Annotated in this window: 18 protein-coding genes; 13 read left to right on the top strand and 5 right to left on the bottom strand. The window is 64.8% G+C overall.

Going from position 1 to position 20,202, the window contains the following annotated elements; genetic code table 11:
* Positions 1 to 21 precede the first annotated feature (21 nt).
* The 3 genes from CH339_RS09145 to bcoG form a co-directional block, all read right to left on the bottom strand.
* Positions 22 to 1,572, bottom strand: a complete 1,551-nt coding sequence (locus CH339_RS09145) for a trimethylamine methyltransferase family protein (RefSeq protein WP_111434048.1) — start codon at positions 1,570 to 1,572, stop codon at positions 22 to 24.
* 168 nt (positions 1,573 to 1,740) lie between these two features.
* A complete protein-coding gene (locus tag CH339_RS09140; protein WP_111434047.1) occupies positions 1,741 to 3,228 on the bottom strand; it encodes a carnitine 3-dehydrogenase in 1,488 nt (495 codons plus the stop codon).
* Positions 3,229 to 3,237: 9 nt separating this feature from the next.
* The gene (gene bcoG / locus CH339_RS09135) at positions 3,238 to 4,140 is read right to left on the bottom strand and encodes a 3-dehydrocarnitine:acetyl-CoA trimethylamine transferase BcoG (RefSeq protein WP_111434099.1); all 903 of its coding nucleotides are present in this window, start codon (positions 4,138 to 4,140) and stop codon (positions 3,238 to 3,240) included.
* A gap of 150 nt (positions 4,141 to 4,290) precedes the next feature.
* Here bcoG and CH339_RS09130 point away from each other — a divergent pair, with 150 nt between their 5' ends.
* Entirely contained in the window at positions 4,291 to 5,277 is a 987-nt protein-coding gene (locus tag CH339_RS09130; protein WP_245408127.1) for a GlxA family transcriptional regulator, read from the top strand.
* 18 nt (positions 5,278 to 5,295) lie between these two features.
* Here the strand turns inward: CH339_RS09130 and CH339_RS09125 are convergent, their stop codons facing one another.
* Positions 5,296 to 6,393 carry a PrpF domain-containing protein gene (locus tag CH339_RS09125; RefSeq protein WP_111434045.1) on the bottom strand — a complete coding sequence of 366 codons (1,098 nt, stop codon included), beginning with the start codon at positions 6,391 to 6,393 and terminating at the stop codon, positions 5,296 to 5,298.
* Positions 6,394 to 6,556: 163 nt separating this feature from the next.
* On the opposite strand from CH339_RS09125, the gene CH339_RS09120 reads away from it, so the two are divergent.
* The 12 genes from CH339_RS09120 (at position 6,557) to CH339_RS09065 (ending at position 20,023) form a co-directional block, all read left to right on the top strand.
* Complete coding sequence (locus CH339_RS09120) at positions 6,557 to 7,771, top strand: patatin-like phospholipase family protein (RefSeq protein ID WP_111434044.1); 1,215 nt, start codon at positions 6,557 to 6,559, stop codon at positions 7,769 to 7,771.
* A 145-nt stretch (positions 7,772 to 7,916) separates the two neighbouring features.
* Positions 7,917 to 8,678, top strand: coding sequence for a ubiquinone/menaquinone biosynthesis methyltransferase (locus CH339_RS09115; protein WP_111434043.1), 762 nt, complete (start codon positions 7,917 to 7,919; stop codon positions 8,676 to 8,678).
* A gap of 755 nt (positions 8,679 to 9,433) precedes the next feature.
* Positions 9,434 to 11,719, top strand: coding sequence for a Sec-dependent nitrous-oxide reductase (gene nosZ / locus CH339_RS09110; RefSeq protein ID WP_201240937.1), 2,286 nt, complete (start codon positions 9,434 to 9,436; stop codon positions 11,717 to 11,719).
* A gap of 78 nt (positions 11,720 to 11,797) precedes the next feature.
* Entirely contained in the window at positions 11,798 to 12,523 is a 726-nt protein-coding gene (locus tag CH339_RS09105) for a c-type cytochrome (RefSeq protein WP_170138457.1), read from the top strand.
* 41 nt (positions 12,524 to 12,564) lie between these two features.
* The gene (locus tag CH339_RS09100; RefSeq protein WP_111434040.1) at positions 12,565 to 13,263 is read left to right on the top strand and encodes a c-type cytochrome; all 699 of its coding nucleotides are present in this window, start codon (positions 12,565 to 12,567) and stop codon (positions 13,261 to 13,263) included.
* A 99-nt stretch (positions 13,264 to 13,362) separates the two neighbouring features.
* On the top strand, positions 13,363 to 14,553 hold the full coding sequence (locus CH339_RS09095; protein ID WP_111434039.1) for a hypothetical protein: 1,191 nt from the start codon (positions 13,363 to 13,365) through the stop codon (positions 14,551 to 14,553).
* A 113-nt stretch (positions 14,554 to 14,666) separates the two neighbouring features.
* A complete protein-coding gene (nosD, locus tag CH339_RS09090) occupies positions 14,667 to 16,034 on the top strand; it encodes a nitrous oxide reductase family maturation protein NosD (RefSeq protein WP_111434038.1) in 1,368 nt (455 codons plus the stop codon).
* Between the two features lie 23 nt (positions 16,035 to 16,057).
* Positions 16,058 to 16,798 (top strand): 4Fe-4S dicluster domain-containing protein, encoded by a 741-nt coding sequence (locus tag CH339_RS09085; RefSeq protein ID WP_111434037.1) that lies wholly within the window; start codon positions 16,058 to 16,060, stop codon positions 16,796 to 16,798.
* Entirely contained in the window at positions 16,795 to 17,772 is a 978-nt protein-coding gene (locus CH339_RS09080; protein WP_111434036.1) for a NapH/MauN family ferredoxin-type protein, read from the top strand. The genes CH339_RS09085 and CH339_RS09080 overlap by 4 nt, the downstream gene beginning before the upstream one ends.
* A complete protein-coding gene (locus CH339_RS09075) occupies positions 17,769 to 18,683 on the top strand; it encodes an ABC transporter ATP-binding protein (protein ID WP_111434035.1) in 915 nt (304 codons plus the stop codon). The genes CH339_RS09080 and CH339_RS09075 overlap by 4 nt, the downstream gene beginning before the upstream one ends.
* Positions 18,676 to 19,188 carry a nitrous oxide reductase accessory protein NosL gene (locus tag CH339_RS24950; protein ID WP_201240936.1) on the top strand — a complete coding sequence of 171 codons (513 nt, stop codon included), beginning with the start codon at positions 18,676 to 18,678 and terminating at the stop codon, positions 19,186 to 19,188. Before CH339_RS09075 ends, CH339_RS24950 begins: the two co-directional genes overlap by 8 nt.
* A gap of 7 nt (positions 19,189 to 19,195) precedes the next feature.
* Positions 19,196 to 20,023, top strand: a complete 828-nt coding sequence (locus CH339_RS09065; protein WP_201240935.1) for an ABC transporter permease — start codon at positions 19,196 to 19,198, stop codon at positions 20,021 to 20,023.
* A 32-nt stretch (positions 20,024 to 20,055) separates the two neighbouring features.
* Here CH339_RS09065 and CH339_RS25375 read toward each other — a convergent pair.
* The coding region (locus tag CH339_RS25375) for an integrase core domain-containing protein (protein ID WP_146610090.1) at positions 20,056 to 20,202 on the bottom strand (147 nt) is incomplete at its 5' end.

The raw sequence follows: 20,202 nt of genomic DNA, 5'->3' as shown, positions 1-20,202 counted from the left end.
GCAGGGGGCAAGTGTGGCCGGTCAGAAATCCGTCGGCGCGCCGCCCTCTTCCTTGCGCCTGGCGACGAAGGCTTCCAGTTCCTCGCGGATCGCCTCATCCATCGGCGGCGGCTCATAGGCGGCGACGATCTTCTTCCAGAGCGTGTTGGCGCGCTCGTGGACCGTGCGCCCGCCATGCTCCATCCAGGTCTCGAAGTTGCTCCAGTCGGACAGGAACGGCGCGTAATAGGCGGTGCGGTAGCGCTCCATGGTGTGGGCGGCGCCGAAGAAGTGGCCGTTCGGGCCGACCTCGGCGATGGCCGCAAAGGCAAGGCTGTCGTCGTCGACCGGCACCGGCTGGTGGTAGTAGGCGATCTGCTGCAGCACCTCGCAGTCCATGACGAACTTTTCCATGCTGGCGAGCAGCCCGCCTTCCAGCCAGCCGGCGGCATGGTAGATGACGTTGGCATGGGCGGTGGTGGCGCCGAAGAGCGAGTTCATGCTCTCCCAGACCGCCTGGCCGTCGGGGAAGTTCGCCGCATTGGCGCCGGTGGAGCGGAACGGCAGGCCGTAGAAGCGGGCCATCTGGCCGGACATCTGGGTGGCGCGCATGAATTCCGGCGTCCCGAAGGCCGGCGCGCCCGTCTTCATGTCCACATTGGAGGTGAAGGCGCCGTAACCGACCGGCACGCCCGGATTGATCTCCTGAAGAAGCGCGATGGCGGCGAGCGCCTCCGCCGTCTGCTGGGCGATGGCGCCGGCAAGGGTCACCGGCGCCATTGCACCCGACAGGGTGAACGGGGTGACGAGCACCGGCTGGCCGCGCCGGGCCATGCGCATGGCACCATCCAGCATCGGCCAGTCGTGTTTCAGCGGCGAGGAGGAATTTATGTTGGTGAACATGCGTGGCCGGGCATCGAACTCCTCGTGGGTGAGGCCGGCGGCGATGCGCACCATTTCCATCGCGTCCTCGACCCGCTCCGTGCCGAGGCAATAGGCGTGGATCACCTTGTCGGTGAGGACCAGCTTGTCGAGGATGGCATCGAGGTGGCGCACGGACGGGTGGATGTCGATGGGCTCGACCGGATAGCCGCCGACGAAATGGATGCAGTTGAAGGCGTGGGAGAGCTTCAGGAGGGCGCGGAAATCCTCCCGGGTCCCCGTCCGGCGTCCATGGTCGAGGTCGGTGACGTTGGGCGGGCTCGAAACGTTGCCGAAGGTGGTGTGGCGGCCGCCCCAGACGATGCTGCGCTCGGGATTGCGCGGCGTGATCGTGAACTGTTCCGGCGCCCTTCGCACGCGCTCCATGACGAAGTCGCGGTCCATGCGGACGCGGTCGCTGTCCGGATCGACGTCGACGCCGGCTTTCTTCAGGACGTCTTTCGCCTCCTCGTTGAGGAAGTCGATGCCGATTTCTTCGAGGATCCGCATGGCGGTGAGGTGGATCTTCTCAACCCCCTCAGCGTCGAGCGGCTCGATGGGCGGGTCCTGGTAGGTGGGCTGGCGCCACGGCATCTGCTCGAGGACCGGCTTCGTCGTGCCGTCGCCGCGGTTGCGGCGGCGCCCCCTCTGCCTTTCCTCGCGTCCGGTCATGGCGTCTCCGATCCGGTTCGGGTGTGGCGCCAAGGTTGGCGACGTTGCCGACCTGTCGTTGTGCAGGGCTCGACGGATACTGGCAATTGCACGACAGCATGTGCCTCTCCGTCAATCATCCGGTGACCGCGAGCGGTCGTTCCCCGGCGACGCGGCAGGAATGCGCCGTCATTCTCTTCCCTCTCCGACCTTTCGCCCGAAGCCGTCGGGCTCCTCCAGCGCCGCGTGGGCGCGGACGATCGGCTCCAGCCGGTCGAGGACCGTGCGTGGTGCCGGTGTGCTCTTCCCTGCTTCCGTGTCGACGTGGAGCAGCATCTGCTCGGCTGTTGCAACGATCTGCGCACTTTCCGTATTCCGGATCGTATGAAAGACGTGCAGCCGCTTGTCGTCGGCTGAGACCACCTGGCAGGTGGTGTGGAGCCTTTCCCCGAGCTTTGCCTCGCCGAGATGGCGGATATGGGTCTCGACCGTGTAGTAGCTGGCGCCCTTTGCCACGTAGTCGGCATCGACGCCGATGAGGCGCAGAAGCGCGTCGGTGGTGTCGCCGAAGAGCTGCAAATAGCGGTGCTCGGTCATGTGCCCGTTGTAGTCGATCCAGGCCGGGCCGACGGTGGTCTCCACCAGCCGCAAGGGCCCGGACAGATCGACCTCGGGCGCCGGGGCTTCGGCCTGCAGCCGCGCCTCGAAATCCTTCAAGAGCGCGCCGGCGCCCCAGCCGGCGCCGTCATTGCCGGCCTTCAGGGCCTGCAGGATGGCGACGAGGTTGTCGTCGCGGATGCGCTCCAGATCGCGGATGGTGAGGACCCCGGCCTGCGCGTCGCTCTGGTCGGCAATCCGGTTGATCAGGTCTTCGGTCAGGTCCGGCACGTCCATCAGCTTGGTCCACGGCCATTTCAGGGCTGGGCCGAACTGGTGCAGGAAGTGGCGCATGCCGGCCTCGCCGCCGGCGATGCGGTAGGTCTGGAAGAGGCCCATCTGGGCCCAGCGGAGCCCGAAGCCGTAGCGCATGATGTCGTCGATCTCGGTGACCGTCGCGACGCCGTCATTGACCAGCCACAGGGCCTCGCGCCAGAGCGCCTCCATCAGCCGGTCGGCGACGAAGGCCTCGATCTCGTGCTCGATGGCAACGCCCTTCATGCCGATTTCGGCAAGCAGTTTTTCCGCGCGGGCGATGGCCTCGGGGCTGGTCTTCTTGCCGCCGACCAGTTCGACCAGCGGCACCAGGTAGACCGGGTTGAAGGGGTGAGCGACGAAGAAGCGCTCCGGGCGCCGCATGTCCCGCTGCAGGTCGCTCGGAAGGAGGCCCGATGTCGACGAGCCGATGATCGCGCCTTCCGGCGCGGCGGCGTCGATCTCGGCGAGCACGCGTTGCTTAAGGTCAAGCCGCTCCGGCACGCTTTCCTGCACCCACTGGGTATCGGCGACCGCCTCTTGAAGCGATGCCGCGAAGGTCAGCGTACCGGGCTTCGGCAGCGGCGCCATGGTCAGCCGGCCATAGGCACGGGCGGCGTTGGCCAGCACCGTCTCGACCAGACGTTTGCATTCCGGGTGCGGGTCATAGACGGCGACGTCGTGGCCGGAAAGCAGGAAGCGGGCGGCCCAGCCGCCGCCGATGACGCCGCCGCCGATGCAGGCGGCCTTTTTTATCCGGTGCATGGGGGCGCCCTACCGCTTCGTCAGCTTGAGGCGCTTGCGCACCTCGTCCGGGCCGACGATCGCCGCGCCCATGCCCTCCACCACCTGAACGGCCTTTTCGACCAATTGGCCGTTGGAGGCAAAGACGCCCTTGGAGAGGTAGATGTTGTCCTCCAGCCCGACCCGGACATTGCCGCCGGCCAGAACGGCCGCGGCGGGATAGGCGAGCGCGTTGCGGCCGATGGAAAAGGCCGAAAACGTCCAGCTTTCGGGCAGGTTGTTGACCATCGCCAGGAACGTGTTGAGATCGTCGGGAGCACCCCAGGGAACGCCCATGCAGAGCTGGACGAGGACCGGATCCTCGATGATGCCCTCGTCGGCGAGCTGCCTGGCGAACCAGAGATGGCCGGTGTCGAAGGCCTCGATTTCGGGCCTAACGCCGAGTGCCGTCATCTGTCGGCCCATTTCGCGCAGCATGTCGGGCGTGTTGGCCATGATGTAGTCGCCGACGCTGAAGTTCATGGTGCCGCAATCGAGGGTGCATATCTCCGGCAGGCAGTCGCGTATGTGGGCGAGGCGCTCGGTGGCGCCGGCCATGTCGGTGCCGGCCTCGGCGAGCGGTAGAGGGGTTTCCACGCCGCCGAGCACGAGGTCGCCGCCCATGCCGGCCGTCAGGTTGATGACGACGTCGATATCGGCGGAGCGGATGCGGTCGACCACCTCGCGGTAGAGCGCCGGGTCGCGCGCCGCGGCGCCGGTCCGCGGGTCGCGGACATGGCAGTGGACGACGGCCGCCCCGGCCCTTGCCGCCTCGATGCCGGCCGCCGCGATCTCCTTCGGGGTGACGGGCACCTTGTCGGATCTGGCCGTGGTGTCGCCGGCGCCGGTGACGGCACAGGTGATGAAGACCTCCCGGTTCATGGCGAGCGGCATGGCTTTCCTTTTTCGTTGTTCGTTGGCGTCGCCGGGCGACGGCGGCGGGCGCAGTCTGGTTTCCGGCGAGACTGACATCGCGCCGGCACGGCATGCATGATATTTTCAGAACAAATTCTGCCGTTTTCGGAACAATCGGGGCACATTGGCGTGTTCGACACCGTGCTTTCGGCGGGCGGGGACGATCCGCTCGATCTCGACATCCTGGTGTTGCCGGAGGCAACGCTGATCCTTGTCGCCGCGGTCATCGAGCCGCTCAGGGCGGCCAACCGGCTCGCCGGCCAGCAGCTCTATCGCTGGCGCTTCCTCAGTTCCGACGGCGAACAGGTGCCGACGGCGAGCGGATTGCCGATCCCCGTCGACGGCCGCTTCGATCCGGCGGACGGCGACGCCGCCCTGGTCGTCGTTGCCAGCTACGGATGGGAGGCCAAGGCGACGGCGACGCTGCGCCGGCAGCTTGCAACGGCGGCACGGCATCGCAGCGCGCTCGTCGGCGCGGAGACGGGTGGCTGGCTGCTGGCGGCATCCGGTCTCCTTAACGGGCGGCGGGCGACCACGCATTGGGAGGACTTCGAGGCGTTCGAGCGGCGGTTTCCAGAGGTTCACCTGGTGCGCGACCGCTATGTGGTCGACGGACGGCGGATCACCACCGGCGGGCCGCTGCCGACGCTGGACCTGATGCTGGAGCTGGTCCGCCAGCGCCAGGGCTACACGCTGGCGCTGGAGGTCTCGCGGCAGTTCATCTACGACCCGGCGGGAACGACGGCGGCGACCGCACACACGCCCTCCATCGGCAATCTCCGGTTGATCGATGCGCGGGTCGCCGAAGCGGTGACGCTGATGGAGGAGACCATCGATACGCCGCTGCCGCTCACAAAACTCGCCCGCCGGGTCGGCGTGACGGCGCGGCATTTGCAGACCCTCTTCCGGCGGTCCCTCGGCGTCAGCCCGCACACCCACTACCAGGCGCTGAGGCTGAACAGCGCACGGCGCCTCGTGATCGAAACGCGCATTCCTGTCGCCGACATCGCCGCGGCGACGGGGTTCCACTCGGCGACGGCGTTTTCCCGCTGCTACCGGGCGCGCTACGGCGAGAGCCCGCGGGCGACCCGCCAGTCCGATGCCGCGGCGCGGTGAAGGCAGGCTCCCTTTATACTAAGGGTTCCCGTCCCAGACGCTGCGCGGCACCATCACCTCGCCGCGCATGATCAGGCGGGCGGTGCGGATCACGCCCGCAGCTTCCACGACGAGGGCGCCGTCCGCATCACGGCTATACTCCATCACCACCTCCATCGTCCCCATCGCATGCTCGATGCGGATCGCCGCCGGCGATGGCGGGGGCGGCGGGCCGAGGCCTTCGGCGACGGTGCCCGGCGAGAGCAGGCAGGCCGCCGTGCAGATGGCGCCGCTGACGGCGTGGCTCGGGTGGCAGGCATCGGGCACGAAATAGCGTGACGACAGATGCGCGGCACCGCGCGGCGGCGCCAGCAGCCCGACCTTGGGCACCACCTTCCCGGCAACGTCGCCGAGGCCGATGCGCCGCCCCGCCTCCCGGCGCATCGGCTCCATGCGGGCAAAGAAGGCGGCGTTCTCGTCGAGCTCCGCCTTGGTCTCGTAGCCGGTGAGGCCGAAATCCCCGGCGCGGGCAATCATCATCGGCATCGCCACGTCGATCAGCGTGACGGGAATGCCGTCGATCTCCTCGACCGTCCGCCCGGTCGGGAACATCGCGCCGGTCTTGCCGCCGGTGACGCCGCGGAACTTGACCAGGACCGGGGCCGCCGTCCCCGGCACGCCGGCGATCGCGGTGTCGCCGTCATAGACGACCCGCCCGTCCAGCGTCGTCACCACCTCGGTGATGCGCGCCCCAGTGTTGGTGGCAAGGATGTCGACGGAGGTCGCCGCGCCCTTTGGCGCCTTGAGCCCCATCTCGATCGCCGCCGGGCCGACGCCGACGAGGATGTTGCCGCACGTCGGCGCGTAGTCGACCCGGCGCTCGTTGCCGGAGATCTGGGCGAAGAAGAAGTCGACGTCGGTGTCTTCGCTCGTCGACCGCGACAGCATCGCCACCTTGGTGGTGACGGACTCCGAGCCGCCCATGCCGTCGATGCAAAGCGGATGGCCGGCACCGAGAGCGGCGAGCAGCACGGCGCTCAACGTCTCCCGGTCCGCCGGCAGGTCGGCGCGGTCGAAATAGAGACCGCGCGAGGTGCCGCCGCGCATGAACAGGCAGGGGATCGCCGTCTGGGTCAAAACACCTCCATTGCGAGGGTAGCCGCGGCCTCAAGCCGATGTTAACGCCTTCTGCTATACGCCGTTTTTGCGGGGTAAGCCAAAAGCGGGTATTGAGGTATCCTGTTTGGAACGCCGGTTGTATCGATGCTCCGGTCAGGGCGCAGCGTATGGGGGCCGATTGATGACATCCGACACCGGATCGCCCGGCGGCAGGCCGCGACGGCTCCTGCGCATGGCCGCGGCCGCTCTTGGCGTTCTCGCCCTTGTCGCCTGCGCGACGCCGGCGGCGCGCAATGTGGTGCCGGAGACGGAGGTCGGCGAGGCTGAGCCGCTAGACGGGCTGCCGGTGCGGCACTGGGCCAATGCGGCGCCGAAAGACGTCATCCAGCGCGAGCAGCTCCGCGTCGCGCAGTACCGGGCGTCCCAGCGGCTGAAGGGCGAGAAGACCTACGACGTGCTTGCGCTTTCCGGCGGCGCCTGGGACGGCGCGTTCGGCGCCGGCCTCCTCAACGGCTGGACGGCGCGCGGCGACCGGCCGGACTTCGAGATGGTGACCGGCGTCAGCACCGGTGCGCTGATGGCCTCCTTCGTCTTTCTCGGTCCGCAATACGACGCCCAACTCAAGCAGATGTACACCGAGTTCAAGACCAACGACCTGGTCGTCTACACCATCGCGTCCGGCATTCTCGGGTCGTCGCCCTCGGTTGCCGACAGCAAGCCGCTCGCCAACATCATCGCCCGCTACGTCACCCGCGATTTCCTGCGCGAGGTCGCTGCCGAGTACAAGACCGGCCGGCGGCTCTATGTGGTCACCACCAATCTCGATGCCCAGCGCCCGGTGGTCTGGGACATGGGCATGATCGCCGCCCGGGACACGCCACAGTCGCTCGAGCTGTTCCGCAAGGTGCTGCTGGCGTCGGCCTCGGTGCCGGCGCTGTTCCCGCCGGTGCGCATTCCGGTCACCGTCAACGGCACAGAGCACGAAGAACTGCATGTCGACGGCGGCGCGACGACCGAAATCTATGTGGCACCGCTCGACATGCCGGCGCGCGAGCTCGTCCGCCAGCATGTGCGCCGCGACCAGAGGATCAAGTTCTACGTGATCTGGAACGGTAAGGTCGACCCGGAATGGGAGCCGGTCAAGGCGAGCACCGTTTCGATTGCCGGACGGTCGATTTCGACCCTCATCAAATATCAGGGCCTCAACGACCTCGCCCGCATCTACCAGTTCTCGCAAAAAGTCGACGGCGACTACTATCTGGCCTTCATTCCGAAGGACTTCCAGGAGGAGCGCAATGAGATCTTCGATACCGACTACATGTCGAAGCTCTATGGCCTCGGCTACCGGCTCGGCCGCGACGGCTATGACTGGAGCAGGAAGCCGCCGAACCAGTAACGCGACAGCGCGCCGGGGCCCTGCGTCGCGGCGGCAGTCGACAGGCCGGCCGGGCTTTGCCATAAGCGGTGCCTGAGCAGTCACCGGTCCGGGGAGCCCGCCGCTTGCCCGCGCCCCCTTGCCCGAGCCCGAAAGGCGCACCGCCATGGACGATCTTTCGCGCACCTTCGGCCGCGACACCGTCGACCCGGAGGGCCGGCGCAGCCGCATCCGCTCCGTGTTCCAGGACATCGCGCCGCGCTACGACCTGATGAACGACCTGATGAGCGGCGGCACCCACCGCATGTGGAAGGCGCGGTTCGCCGACATGGTGAAGGAGAGCACCGCGGTCGCGGCGGCGGCAGAACGGGGGACGGCGGCGCGCATCGTCGATCTTGCCGGGGGCACTGGCGACATTGCCGAGCGCATCCGAGCTCGGCTGCCCGATGCCGACATCTTTGTCTGCGATCCGAGCACGGCGATGCTGTCGGTCGCGCAGCAACGGCCGGAGCTCACGGGCACCTGCATTGCCGCGGAGGGCGAACGCCTGCCCTTTGCCGATGCCTCAGTCGATGCGGTGACGCTTTCCTTCGGCCTTCGCAACATGACCGAGCCGGAAGGGGCGCTCGCCGAGGTCAACCGGATCCTGGTGCCGGGCGGCCAGCTCTTCATCCTGGAATTCTCACAGCCGGAGCCCTGGTTCGCGCCGGTCTACCGGGCCTTCTCGCGCACGGTCATCCCGACGCTCGGCGCGGTCGTCACCCAGAACCGCGGCGCCTATCGCTACCTGATCGAATCCATCGCCGCCTTCCCCGACCCCAAGGTCGTCGCCGCCTCGCTGACGGCGACCGGCTATGCCAGGGTGGACATTAAGCGCCTCTTCTTCGGCGTCGCCGCAATCCACGCCGCCACCAAGCCGCAGGCCTGAGGCAGGCCGCGTTTCGCCCGGACCACACGACACGCTTGAACCCGTTGTTTTAACACAGGTTCCTATGCGCAATATCTGTCGACTTTGTGGGAAAGCGATGCGGACCGGCGGCAGGGAATGCCACCCGCTCCCGTAGCGACCTTCGGCGATGTCCGTGTCCTTGCGCGCTCAAAAGCGGTAACCGAATACGCAAACAGGCGGCGGCAACGGCCTAAATACACAATATACATTCCGGTATTCCAGCAAAATCGGCGCTTTTTCCGGCCAAGGACCGACGGGTTTTTCGTGCGCTCCTCGCCCGCTTTTCGCGTTATGGGTGTATGTGCCGCATATACATTCATAAAATACAATGTGGCCGTTTGTCAGGGTTTGCCTTCTGTCGGGGCGCAAGAATGATCAAAAGTTGAATCATACCGTCTTACTTACTTTAAGCTTTTTAATGCCACCATGCATTTCAATAGGTTATTCACCCTATCTTAGAAAGTTTGATAGCACATTCTAATTTACCTGATATTGCATCCGTGCCAAAGTGACGCAGCGAATCGGAGGAAACGCAGAGAACCGGAGCTGGCGGCGGAAAACAGCATTTCCGGATTTGACTAAAGACAAAGACAGCTCCGCAAAACCTCTTCTAGCCTCCGTCCCGCTCGCGCAAGCAAATGCGCAACCCGTCGTCGTTCACAACTACACTCATTCAAAAGTGGAATGTGAACGGCATTTGTCACATCAACGGGGCAAATCACATGAAAAGCACTGTGAAGAAGATACTAAGCGTATCGACCGCCTTCGGCATTGGTCTCGCCTGGACGGCCGCCGCCTGGTCGGCGGAATCCCTCGACGACGTCATGAAGCGTCGTGGGCTGACCCAGAAGGACCTCTTGGCGGCAGCCAAGACCTACACGCCGACCGGTGGTCGCGACGAGTTCCTCGTGTTCTCCTCCGGCGGCCAGAGCGGCCAGGTTCTCGTCTACGGCATTCCGTCGATGCGGATCCTGAAATACATCGCCGTCTTTACCCCGGAACCCTGGCAGGGCTACGGCTTCGACGACGAGTCCAAGGAAGTGCTCGCCCAGGGCAAGATCGGCGGCAAGCAGCTCAACTACGGCGACACCCACCATCCGGCGATGTCGGAGACCAACGGCGAGTATGACGGCGAGTGGCTGTTCATCAACGACAAGGCCAACCCGCGCGTTGCCGTGATCGACCTGAAGGACTTCGAGACCAAGCAGATCGTCGTCAACCCGATCATGAGTTCGGAGCACGGCGGCGCCTTCGTCACGCCGAACACCGAATATGTCATCGAGGCGACCCAGTACGCCGCCCCGTACAGCAGGGACTTCGTTCCGCTCTCCAAATTCAACGACGAGTATCGCGGCGCCGTCACCTACTGGAAGTTCAACCGCGAAGCGGGCCGGATCGAGCCGGAGAACTCGTTCTCCGTCGAACTGCCGCCCTACAGCCAGGACCTTTCGGACGCCGGCAAGCTGGACTCCGACGGCTGGTCGTTCACCAACTCGTTCTGCACCGAGCGTTACATCGGCGGCATCGAGTCCGGTCGTCCGCCGTTCGAAGCCGGTTGCTCGCAGAAGGACACCGACTTCCTCCACATGATCAACTGGAAGAGGGCGGCCGAACTCGTTGCGGAAGGCAAGGCGACGAAGATCAATGACCATGATGTCATCACGATGGACACCGCCATCAAGGAAGGCATCCTGTTCCTGATCCCGGAACCGAAGAGCCCGCACGGCGTCGACGTTTCCCCGGACGGCAAGTTCATCATCGTCGCCGGCAAGCTCGACACCCACGCCTCGGTCTACTCGTTCGAGAAGATGAAGGCGCTGATCGACGCCAAGGACTTCGCAGGCACCGATCCCTACGGTATCCCGATCCTCGACCTGAAGAAGTCGCTGCACACCCAGGTGCAGGTCGGCCTCGGCCCGCTGCACAACCAGTACGATTCCAAGCCGTGCATCGTCTACACCTCGATCTACGTCGACAGCCAGGTCACCAAGTGGAACTACTGTGAGGGCAAGGTTCTCGACAAGATCTCCATCCACTACAACATCGGTCACCTGATGAGCATGGAGGGCGACACCGTTTCGCCGAAGGGCCACTATCTGGTCTCGCTCAACAAGCTCGCCATCGACCGCTTCAATCCGGTCGGCCCGCTGCATCCGCAGAACCATCAGCTCATCGACATCTCCAACGACAAGATGGAGCTGATCTACGACATGCCGCTGCCGCTCGGCGAGCCGCACTACGCGGTTGCCATCTCCGCCGACAAGCTGAAGCCGAAGATCCGCTACAGCACCGGCTGGAACAGCCGCAAGGACGAGCGCTCCGAGTATCGCGTGCGTCCGGGCCGCGAACGCACCGAGGTCGCCGACGGCGTCACCCACGTCTACGGCACCCTGATCCGTTCGCACATCACGCCTGAAATCATCCAGGTGGAAGAAGGCTCGACGGTCTCCCTGCACTTCACCAACGTGGAGCGCGCCGAAGACGAGACCCACGGCTTTGCCATCTACGGCTTCAACGTCAACCTGTCGGCCGAGCCGGGCAAAACCGTGTCGGCGACCTTCAAGGTCGATAAGCCGGGCGTCTATCCGTACTACTGCACGGAGTTCTGCTCGGCGCTGCACCTGGAAATGCAGGGCTACCTGCTGGTGACCCCGAAGGGCTACCAGGCCGAAGAAGTCGCACTGCAGGAAGGCCAGTCCTACAGCCAGGAAGACTTCGACAAGCAGGTCAAGGCCAACACCGACACCCAGGCCGTGATCGACAGCGTCGTTGAGTACATCACTGCTCGCAACTTCAAGGACTTCCCGCCGGTCGTCGCCCTCGTCGAGGACGCCACCGACCAGCTCAACTTCGCCGCCGACGCGAAGAAGAAGGCCGAGGACTATGCGACGAACGAGGACTGGCAGAACGCCACCCTCTGGGCACAGCAGTGGTTCCAGTACCAGGTCAAGGCGGCCGATATCGGCCTTCGCGCCAAGACCTACCTCGACCAGAACGACGCCAAGGTCGTCAAAGAGTGACGCCTGCGCATGACGCATGACGGATCGGGGGCGGGATGTTCCGCCCCCTTTCCATCCGGCAATGGGAGAGAACAAAAAATGAGCATGCGCGGTATCAACACCATTCCTGCCCTCGTCCTTGCGGCCTTCATCGGCGGCGGACTTGCGACAGCCACATTCGCCGACGCGGGACCGGCGGCAGCGGCCGAAAAGGCGGCCGATGCGAAAAAGAAGCGCGATCCGGGCAAGCGGATCTTCATGCGCAAGACCTGCATCGCCTGCCACGGACGCGACGGCAAAAAGGCGATTATGGATTACCCCAATCTGGCGGGCCAGGACGTCAAATACATGATCAGCCAGATGGAGGACATCATCGCCGGCAAGCGCGTCGGAAGCGTCGACGAGACCGGCAATCCGCGCTCCGAAGGCATGCGCGGCGCGCTCGTCACGGCCGACGGCGAAGTCCGGATAACCGACGAGGAAATCAAGCAGGTTTCGACCTGGTTGAGCGAAATGGAGCCGGCACCCGTACAGCCGCTCGATCCGCCGATCACCGAGGAGCGGATGACCGCAGGCGCTGCCGCCTACAAGAAGGGGCGGTGCCGCACATGTCATGGGCCCGACGGCAAAAAGCCGCTTAAGGGATACCCCTATATCGCCGGCCAGAAGCGGACTTATATAATCGCGCAGATGACCGACACGCGTGAGAAAATCCGCACCAACGGCCGGTCGAAACTGATGTACCCGTTCGTCCGCAAGATGGAGGACGACGAGATCGCCCTCATCGCCGACTACCTTTCCCAGATCGATCGCACCGCCGACTAGGCCGCAGCGACCCTTAGATACGAACAACGGAGGTTCTGATTATGAAACTCATGAAAACCGGACTGGCGCTTGCCGCAGGCATGCTGCTGCTGGCTACGCCGGCCTCCTACGGCTGGAACGAAGGCGGCGGCGAACAGGACGAAGCGATGCACCTGGAGCCGGACGCGGAAAACGGCATGGACGTCTACGAGGTCTGTTCCGCCTGCCACCTGCCGGAAGGCTGGGGCACCGAGGACGGCACCTTCCCGCAGCTCGCCGGCCAGCACCGCACCGTCATCATCAAGCAGCTTTCCGACATTCGCGCCAAGAACCGCGACAACCCGACCATGTATCCGTTCGCGCTGCCGCGCGAGATCGGCGGCGCCCAGTCGATCGCGGACGTGGCGGAATACATCTCCCGGCTGCCGATGAACCCGGAACCGGGCGTCGGCCCGGGCGACAATCTGGAACTCGGCGCGAAACTCTACGCGGACAACTGCGTGCGCTGCCATGGCGACAACGGCCAGGGCATGCCGGACAAGTACTATCCGCGCATCCAGGGCCAGCATTACAAGTATCTGGTCCGCCAGTTTGAGTGGATCCGCGACGGCAAGCGCCGCAACGCCAATCCGGAGATGGTCGAGCAGATCAAGAACTTCTCCGACGAGGACATGGTCGCCGTGATGGACTACGTCTCGCGCCAGAAGCCGCCGGCAGACAAGGTCGGCCCTCCGGGCTGGATCAATCCGGATTTCGACTGATCCCATCCCGCCGGGCGGGCGCCTTTGCGGTGCCCGCCACGCGGCCCTCCGCCCGCCCGGCATCCTTCATTTTCTTAAAGACGAAACAACGGCTCTGGCATGAGTGACAAACTTCAAAAAAAACGCGGAATCGTCGTCACATTCCTGGTCTCGGCAGCGGTGGTTCTGCTTGCCGTCCTTTATTTCATGCCGATCTGGTGGGTGTCGCTGACCGCACCCAACTATCCGCCCGAGGCGTTTCCCGACGGCGTGCGCATCAATTTCCACATGAACGGCGTCTTCAACGGCTGCCGCAAGGTCGATAAGGCCGAAATCGACGAAGACGTGGCGCTCGACTGCGTCCACGAGATGGACACCATCAACCACTTCGTCGGCATGTACCCGATCGCGTCGGGCGGCGTCGTCGAAAAGGCGTTTTCTCCATTCCTGATTTCCATGCTCGGCGTCATGATGATCGGCTTCATGATCACCCATCGCGGGGTCCGGCTGACGGTCATGGTGATCGGCTTCGGCGGCGTCGCCGCCTGGATGTACCTGACCTATTACACGCCAGAAGGCCTGAAATGGCAGACGCCCGGCTATCTGTCGTCGATGGTGATCTCCCTCGACCAGACCTCGGAGGAGGCCAAGAAGGAAGAACTCAACCCGATCATCGCGCAGCTCAAGGAATCCCTGCGCGAGAGCGGCGTGCGCACCGAGACCTCGGCGCCCGACGTGGAGGTCGCGGCCGAGGAGGGCAGCTCGGAAGAGAACTACCAGATCCTGAAAAGCGCCTTTGAGAACGACCAGACCCGCAAGCCCGCCGACGAGCGCGAGGAATGGACCGGCTCTGGCGAGCAGGTGCTGTTCTGGCATTACCACCGGGCGCTCGGGCGCTGGTTCAACAATCCGCAGGAAATCAACCCGATGGTCGCCAACATGCACATGGCCGGGACGATCCTGTTCTGGGTCGTGATCGTCGGCATGGTGGCGATGCTGGTCGCCGCCTGGAAGACCACCTGGCCGCTCTACTGGCTGCTGGTGATCATCCCGATCCTGTTGCCGGTGTTCTTCATCGCCGAATATTCGGCCTGGCTCTGGTGGTACGGGCACAGCCTCAACGAGATGGGCGCCTTCACGCTGAAGCCGTTCATGCCGACGGTCTTCGGACAGGGCAAGGTGGCGCAGTTCACCACCCACTCCTATCCGAATATCGGCTTCGGCCTGATGGTGGCGTCGTCCGTGCTCTTGATCCTGGCCGCCCTGATCCGGCGCAAGTCGTTGCGCGACGCGCAAGGCAACGCGGCCTGACACAAGGCCCTCACCCGCGCGGGAACGCTCCCGTTTCCCGCGCGGGCGAAAAAGACAATCCGCGCCGGCCGGAGAGCTCCAATCGCCGCGGCGACGCCGGGATACGAAAGAACATGACACTCAACCGGACGACCCTGTTCCTCGGCAGCCTCGCGGTGGCCTGCCTTGCGGTCCTTGGCGCCTATGCCAGCGGCGCCGGGACGGCGCCGGCTGCCGAGACCGCGGCCGGTCAGGCCGAGATGATACCGCTGCAGCCGATCATCGATGCGGCGGAGGAAAACGCCATCATCGAGCTGGCGCCCGGCGTCTATCAGGGCCCGGTCACCTTAGAGAAGCCGCTGACGATCGACGGCGGCGGCAAGGCGATCATCGACGGCGGCGGCAAGGGCACGGTCGTCTCGCTGTTCACCAACGGCGCCACCATCAAGTCGCTGATCATCCAGAACTCCGGTGACCTGCACAACGACCTGGACGCCGGCGTCCACATCGAGGGCGACTTCAACGTCGTCAAAGACAACATCGTGCGCGAGTGCCTGTTCGGCGTCGACATCCAGCAGGCCGACAACAATGTCGTGCGGCGCAACAAGATCTCCTCCAAGGCGGATAGCGGCCTCGGCGTCAAGGGCGACGCGATCCGCCTCTGGTATTCAAAGAACAACAAGGTCGAGGACAACGAGATCTTCGACAGCCGCGACGCCGTCGTCTGGTACTCCTCCGACAACACCATCGCGCGCAACAAGATCCGCAACGGCCGCTACGGCCTCCATTTCATGTATTCCAAATACAATCTGGTGGAGGGAAACGAGATCCGCCAGAACTCCGTCGGCATCTTCCTGATGTACAGCGACGATGTGGTGGTGCGCGGCAACCGCGTGTTCCAGGCGCTCGGCCCGACCGGCATCGGCGTCGGCCTGAAAGAGACCAGCAACGTCGAGATCACCGACAACGACATCCTCTACAACGCCACCGGCATCTATCTCGACCTGTCGCCGTTCCAGCCGGACACCACCAACCGGATCTTTCGCAACCGCATCGCCTACAACGCCACCGGCGCCCTGTTCCTCAGCGACTGGACCAACAACATCTTCAAGGACAACGTGTTCTGGAACAACATCCGCCAGGTCGGCGTCGGCTCGTTCGCGAGCGCTGCCCGCAATGTCTGGCAGGGCAATTACTGGGACGACTACGAGGGCTTCGACCTCGACCGCGACGGCACCGGCGACCGGCCCTATGCGCCCAAGGTCTATTCCGACCGGCTGTGGATGGACGTGCCGCCGGCCGGCTTCTTCAAGGGCACGCCGCTACTCACCGCCCTCGACTTCCTGGAGCGCCTGGCGCCGTTCTCCGATCCGCTGATCATGCTTAAGGACCAGCAGCCGCGCATCTCCACCCAATTCGAGCCCGCAACCAACGCGGCCGACAATGCCGACGCCGGATCGGCGAGCGGCCGCGTCGACCCCTTCGGACTGCATTCCGACTAGGCCGGACAAAAAAGGCTGAACCAATGGCCAAACACCTCACAGCAAAGCAGCGTACCGAACGGCGGATGATCCTGATGTCGGTCATCGCCGGCGCCGGCACCGTCGGGCTCTCCCTGCTCGGCTTCGTGCCGATCATCGCGGCAGCCGCGAAACGGCTGCGGCCGCCCGGCGCGCTCGCGGAAAAATCGTTCCTCGCCTCCTGCATCAAATGCGGCCAGTGCGTCCAGGTCTGCCCGGTGGAGGCGATCAAGCTGGCCGATGCAGGCGACGGCTTCGGCATCGGCGTTCCCTATCTCGATGCCCGCACCCAGGCCTGCGACTTCTCCTGCGACGCCGTGCAGTGCGTGCTGTCCTGCCCGACCGGCGCGCTGACCCACGAGATCGACAAGAAGGAACAGGTGCACATGGGGCTTGCCCAGCTCACCCGGCCGAATGCGTGCCTGGCGCGCAAGGGCGAAGGCTTCAAGGGCCTTGCCCGCGGCGCCGATTTCGAAGGCACCCACCGCTACGTTGAGATCGACCGCTGGAACCCGATCAAGATCGCCGACCACCCCTACGACCTGGAGCTTTGCGACCTGTGCGTCCGCGAATGCCCGATCGAGAACGCCATCAAGCTTGAGCCGATGAGCGACGATCCGACTGACAAGCGCAGGACGCCCGTCGTCCAGGAGGCCTGCGTCGGCTGCGGCATGTGCGAGATGATCTGCCCGGTCGAGGAGCCGTGCATCGAGGTCGAGACGCGCAAGATGTGGGGGACGGCATGAACCGCTTCATCGACTCCCTCCGGATCATGCTCGGCGGCGCCCCGCACCGCCCGGAAAAGGAAGACTTCACCGAGGAGGCAGCGGCGCTGCACAGGTTCAAGCAGACGCCGGAGCAGAAGAAGCTGCGCGTTGCCGCCATCAAGGCGGAGTTCGAGGACAAGGAAAAGAGCCACAAGTGGCGGAACCTGCGCTGGGCCTCGATCATCATCGTCAACCTGATGTTCATCGTCTCCTTCCATTTCGACGTCCAACTCGTGGAAGGGGCGCTGACCGCCTCGCGCTTCGTCGGCTTCCACATGGCCGACCTCAATTCCTCGCTGCAGGTGGTGCTGGCGCACAAGGAGATCCTCATCAACCTCGTCATCGGCACGGTGACGGTGGCGCTGGTGTGGTGGCTGGTCGGCGGGCGTTCGTTCTGCTCCTGGGTCTGCCCCTATCACCTGGTCGCGGAGTTTGCCGAGAAGATCCATCTCTGGCTCGCCGAGAAGAAGCTGGTTTCCGACCACGAGTTCCATCGCGGCATGCGGCCAGCTCTCTATGTGATCTTTGCCGTGCTCGCCTTCGTTACCGGCTATACCGTGTTCGAAACGATCTCGCCGGTCGGCATCCTCAGCCGCGCGCTGATCTATGGCGCCAGCCTTGCGCTGATATGGGTCGTCGTGCTTCTCCTCATCGAGATCTTCTATTCGCGGCGGTTCTGGTGCCGCTATGCCTGCCCGATCGGCCTTACCTACGGCTTCGTCGGCAGCGTGTCGCCGGTGGCCGTGCGCTACGACCTGCAGCACTGCCTGCACGAGGGTGAGTGCCGCAAGGTCTGCATGGTGCCGCATGTGCTTGAGATGACGAAGAAGCAGAGGGCGACCGACTTGAAGATAGATATCGGCGCGGATTGCACCCGCTGCGGCATGTGCGTGGACGCCTGCCCGACGGGCGCCCTCACCTTCAAGCTGCGCGGCACGGGAGGTCTCCTGTGATCCGCATCGAGGACATCTCCAAGACGTTCCGGCGGCGGCGGGTGCTCGACGCGCTGTCGCTGGCGATCCACGAGACCGACCGCATCGCGCTGATCGGCGCCAACGGCGCCGGCAAGACGACGATGATCCGCTGCCTGCTCGGGGAATACGTCCATGCCGGAACGATCACGGTGAGCGGCCACAGGCCGCGCAAGGACCGCCGCGAGGTGCTGTCGGAAATCGGCTTCGTGCCGCAACTGCCGCCGCCGCTGAAGATGCCGGTCGGCGAACTGATCCGGTTTTCCTCAAAGGTCTGCCACACCACGGTCGACCGCATCGGCGGCGTTGCCGACCGCCTCGGCCTCGATCTTTCCGAAGTGGACTCGCGCCCCTTCTACAAGCTCTCCGGCGGCCAGAAGCAGAAGATCCTCGTTGCCATCGCGCTCGGCCGCGACAGCAAGCTCCTGGTCTTCGACGAGCCGACCGCCAATCTCGACCCGCAGGCGCGCCGGGCGCTGTTCTCGCTCATCAGCGAGCGGCTCGACGAGCCGATGATCATCTCCTCGCACCGGCTGGAGGAGATCTCCGGCCTCGTCAACCGGGTGGTGGAGCTCGACCGCGGCAAGGTGGTGCTCGACGACCGGGTGGCCGATGCCGGCGACATCTCGGAAATCCAGGCCTGCGAGATCGAACTCATCCAGCCCGACGGTGCGTTCGAGCGGGCGATCGCCGACTGGCAGTTCGCCTCGCCCGACGGCGGCGCCACCTGGACGGGCGAGATCGCCGGGCCGGACCGCATCCGCTTCCTCGGCCTGATGACCCGCTATGCCGGCCTCATCCGCTCGGTGCACCTGAAGGCGGCGCCGAATGCCGCCTCGGCCCAGGCCGGGAGTATCCAGGGAGACCCGTCGCAGGGCGACGCCCATGTCTGAGCAAGCCGTATCCCTCGTCCGTTCGCTCGCGCTTGTCGTCCTCGTGCCGCTTCTCCTCGCGGGCTGCTTCGGCGAGCCGGAGACCGGGCCGGTGAAGATCCGCTACGGCCGGGATATTTGCGACTTCTGCCGCATGATCATTTCCGATCCGCGCTTTGCCGCGCAGATCCGCGGCGGGCCGAAGCACAAGGCCTACAAGTTCGACGACATCGGCGACGGCATCCATTTCCTGGAACAGCAGGAATGGAAGGACGATCCCAAGGTCGAGTTCTATGTGATGAATTCCGAAGACGCGGAAACCTGGCTCGATGCGTACAAGGCCCACTATGTGCGCGGTCAGCCGACGCCCATGGACTATGGCTACGCGGCGGTCCCCGACGCCCGCGAGGACGCGTTTACCTATAACGAGATGGCCGAGAAGGTGCGCGAAGCCGGCCCCAGCAGCCGCTGCCTGCCGCAGAGCGGACCGGCCATTACCCCCATCACGCAGCAGCCCCAAGGATAGCCCGACCGTGTCCCAGTTCCTCGTCGCCGCGCGCCTCGACATCTCCGAATCCCTGCGCGCCAAGTGGTTCGTGGTCTATGTGGTCGTCTTCGGCGGCCTGATCGCGGCGCTGTTCGCCTTCGGGCTGACCGAGTCCCGGGTGATGGGCTTTACCGGCCTGACCAGGCTCCTCGTCACCTATATCCAGCTTTCCATGGCGATCCTGCCGATCTTCGTCCTGATCACCACGGTGCGCTCGCTCGCCGGCGACCGGGAGACCGGCGTCTCGGAATACATGCTCGCCTTTCCGGTCTCGCTCGCTGCCTGGTACTGGGGGCGCTTTGCCGGCCGGTTCCTGATCGTCTTTGCGCCGGTCTTCATCGCGATGATGGGCGCGGTCGCCTATGGCGCCTTCAAGGGCGCCAGCGTTCCCTGGGACCACATCCTGTTCTACACCGCGCTGCTGGCGGCGCTGGGCGTCTGCTTCCTCGGCATTTCCTTCATGCTGTCGAGCTTCGCGCCGTCGATCGACATCGCCCAGGGCACCGCCTTCCTGATCTGGCTGGTGCTCCTCCTGTTCCTCGACCTGATCCTTCTCGGCGTGATGATCCGCGAGCAGTTCCCGGCCGACCTGCTGGTAGCCATCGCGCTCGCCAACCCGATGCAGGTGTTCCGGACCGCGGCGATGATGCTGTTCGACCCGCAGCTCGTGCTCCTCGGCCCCTCGGCCTACGTCATCCTCGATCATTTCGGCTATTACGGCTATCTCGCCTGGGCCTTCGCCTATCCGACTGCCATCGGCCTGGTGCTGGCCGCCATCGGCTACTGGCGGTTCAAGTCTGGCGACTTGGTTTAGGACAGGGCTTCCGCCGTCATTGCTGTGCAAGTTCACGAATTCGGTGATGGCTGTTCGGTTTTCTTTTGTTCGGCGAAGGTCTTTGGCGGGATGTTTCCGATTGCCTGGTGGGGCCTGAACTCGTTGTAGTAGATGATATATTCGATGAGCTCGTTGGCCAGGTGCTCGGGGGTGTCGAA

Source organism: Rhodobium orientis (assembly GCF_003258835.1).
GTDB lineage: Bacteria > Pseudomonadota > Alphaproteobacteria > Rhizobiales > Rhodobiaceae > Rhodobium > Rhodobium orientis.
Note: the sequence above shows the minus strand (reverse complement) of the source record. Positions and strands in the feature narration are given on the sequence as shown.